At 47.9% G+C, this 2,357-nt stretch carries 2 protein-coding genes; both read right to left on the bottom strand.

Annotated elements, in window-relative coordinates:
• On the bottom strand, positions 1–1,310 hold a 1,310-nt coding region (locus JGH11_RS19755), incomplete at its 3' end, for an MFS transporter (protein WP_201114646.1).
• Between the two features lie 146 nt (positions 1,311–1,456).
• Positions 1,457–2,335 (bottom strand): glycerophosphodiester phosphodiesterase family protein, encoded by an 879-nt coding sequence (locus JGH11_RS19750; RefSeq protein WP_201114644.1) that lies wholly within the window; start codon positions 2,333–2,335, stop codon positions 1,457–1,459.
• Between the last annotated feature and the right edge of the window lie 22 nt (positions 2,336–2,357).

Raw genomic sequence — 2,357 nt, 5'->3', positions numbered from 1 at the left:
TATCTTTTTTTAGCCTTCCATAGCATTGCGCAAAAAAGGACAGATAAAGCCGCGGAACCAATCCAAAAGTATTGAACCGATGAGAAATCATAGGCAGCAACTCCAGCCGTTACCGTTTTGCTGTCACCGATTAGATGCCCGCTTAGGATATCCTGGATGCCTGCGCCCAGATAACTGGCTATACCCACAATACCCAAGGCAGCCCCTGAGGCCTTCTTGGGAGCTATGTCTGTAGCCATAAGACCGCCCAGAAAACAGATCAGAACACCAATGGATAGTCCGAACAGGATCATGCTCACTATATCCACATAGTGGTAGCCTGCGGGCACTAATACAAACAGCGATATTGCAACCGTATTCAGCACACCAAAGAGGACGGCCGGTGTGACCCGGTTACCTTTGAATAGCTTGTCGGACAGGAAACCGGACAGGACTGTACCTATAATTCCACAAACCGAATTGACAGCGACAATGCTGCTGGCCTCAAGCGATGTGTACGATTTCTGGTTCTCAAGGAAAAAGATACCCCAACTGTTGATCGCGTAACGACTCACATACATGAAGGCACTGGACAGAGCAAGAATCCAGATAAAGGGATTCATCAGGACTTCCTTCTGTGCCAGACCAGCAGTCTTTTCTCTTTCCCTGGCCGAAATAACGGAGGGAAGGCCCTGGCTGGTGGGACTGTCTTTCATAAAAAGCAGGATGATTATTGCCCCGAACAAACCCGCGATGCCTGCGGCTTCGAAACCCCAACGCCAGCCCAATACGCTTACCACCGCCGCTGTGGCGATAAATGTGATTGCTTCACCGATATTATGGCTCGCACTCCAGAATCCATAAAAAGAGCCTCGGTCCTTATCGGTATACCATCGGGACAAACCCACAACGCTCCCCGGGGCTCCCATACTCTGAACCCAGCCGTTGATACCCCATAGAATGGCAAAAACCCAGAACGAGTGGCTGAAGCCCAGCGTGATATTAATCAGCGAGGAAACAAGTAAGCCAAAGGACATGAAACGCGTTATATTAACCCGGTCGCCAAGAAAGCCGTTGACAAGCTTGCCTACAGCATAAGTGAAGAAGAGTGCCGAACCTACCAGGCCCAGTTCCTGTTCGCTCAGGATATTATTGTCAACCAAGGGTTTCTTTACCACATTAAGGCTCATGCGGCAGACGTAATACAGACCATAGCCCAGCGTCGCAGAGAGGAAGAAGGACCATTGAAGGCGTTTCAGCTTTTTGGGGTCTTCAACCAACTCTTCTTTGTCGGGTAGCGGTGCAAAAAATTGTGCTATCTTTTTTATCATGATATATATTCTGTTTTATTGGATGGGATACGACAATCCCCAACCGGAAGCTATACCTGCTCCCGGATAACGATAATGGATTGTATGTTTTCTTATTCGATAGAAATAGCCTGTCAACCTATACAGGGAAGGCTTATGATCGATGATTAGGGATGAAGTCCTTCTTTGCGTAAATACTCCAGCATCATCAATGGACGGTCTGTCTGAATGATGCCGGCTCCCAAAGTGCGGATCAGGTAACCCCATGTACCTTCGGCGTCTTTCAAGGCCCGGTCGTCACTGTACCCGCCACAAAGGGAAGGCCAAAGGGAGTTGATCCAGATGACCGAACCTGTACCACGCAATTTATCCTGTATATGGCGCAACTTTTCTTTATCTTCGGTCTTAAAGACAATTTCGTAGTAAGGATACTTTTCTGACAGAAGTGAATCTAAATGAGCTATCGTTGTTGCTTCGTTGATATTAACAACAGGCATGAAGGTCATCCTATCCAGAGCTTCACCATGAATAACACGCAGTTCGCTGTAGGAACGTTCGGACTTAATAATGGTTTGTTCTACCGTACCTGTTCTTTCAAGGACTTCATATACTTCCCTGAAGTATTTATCTGCTTTATCCAGGTTGACCCTGATCTTACCTTTGGCCACATGCATGGCTTCTTCCAGGGTAGGAACTGTAAATTCGGAAGGACGCCCCAGCCCGTTCCTGAGCCGTAATTCTTTGATCTGCTCGAGGGTGAGATCGCTTACCGCTCCTTTGCCGTTGGTGGTACGGTCTACAGTCTTATCGTGCATCAGGATCAGATGACCGTCCTTTGTCCGGGAAACATCGAGTTCGACAATATCGACGCCCATAGCAATGCAGCCGACGATGCCTTCCAGCGAGTTGTCCGCATAGTTGCGCCAGTCTCCGCGGTGAGAGGCTACTAAAACACTCGTGTCTGCAACCAAAGCTACCTGAGCCGGACAGAAAGACAAAAAGACTGTGTGGAATAAGAGAATAAGGATATAACTGTTTCTTTTCATATACTCGTGTCTGCAACCAAAG

This window comes from Dysgonomonas sp. Marseille-P4677 (assembly GCF_016652235.1).
Taxonomy (GTDB): Bacteria; Bacteroidota; Bacteroidia; order Bacteroidales; family Dysgonomonadaceae; genus Dysgonomonas.
Note: the sequence above shows the minus strand (reverse complement) of the source record. Positions and strands in the feature narration are given on the sequence as shown.

Bases quoted from the DNA above. Each gene is read 5' to 3' on its own strand.
- JGH11_RS19750 (WP_201114644.1), bottom strand. From the start codon at position 2,335: ATGAAAAGAAACAGTTATATCCTTATTCTCTTATTCCACACAGTCTTT.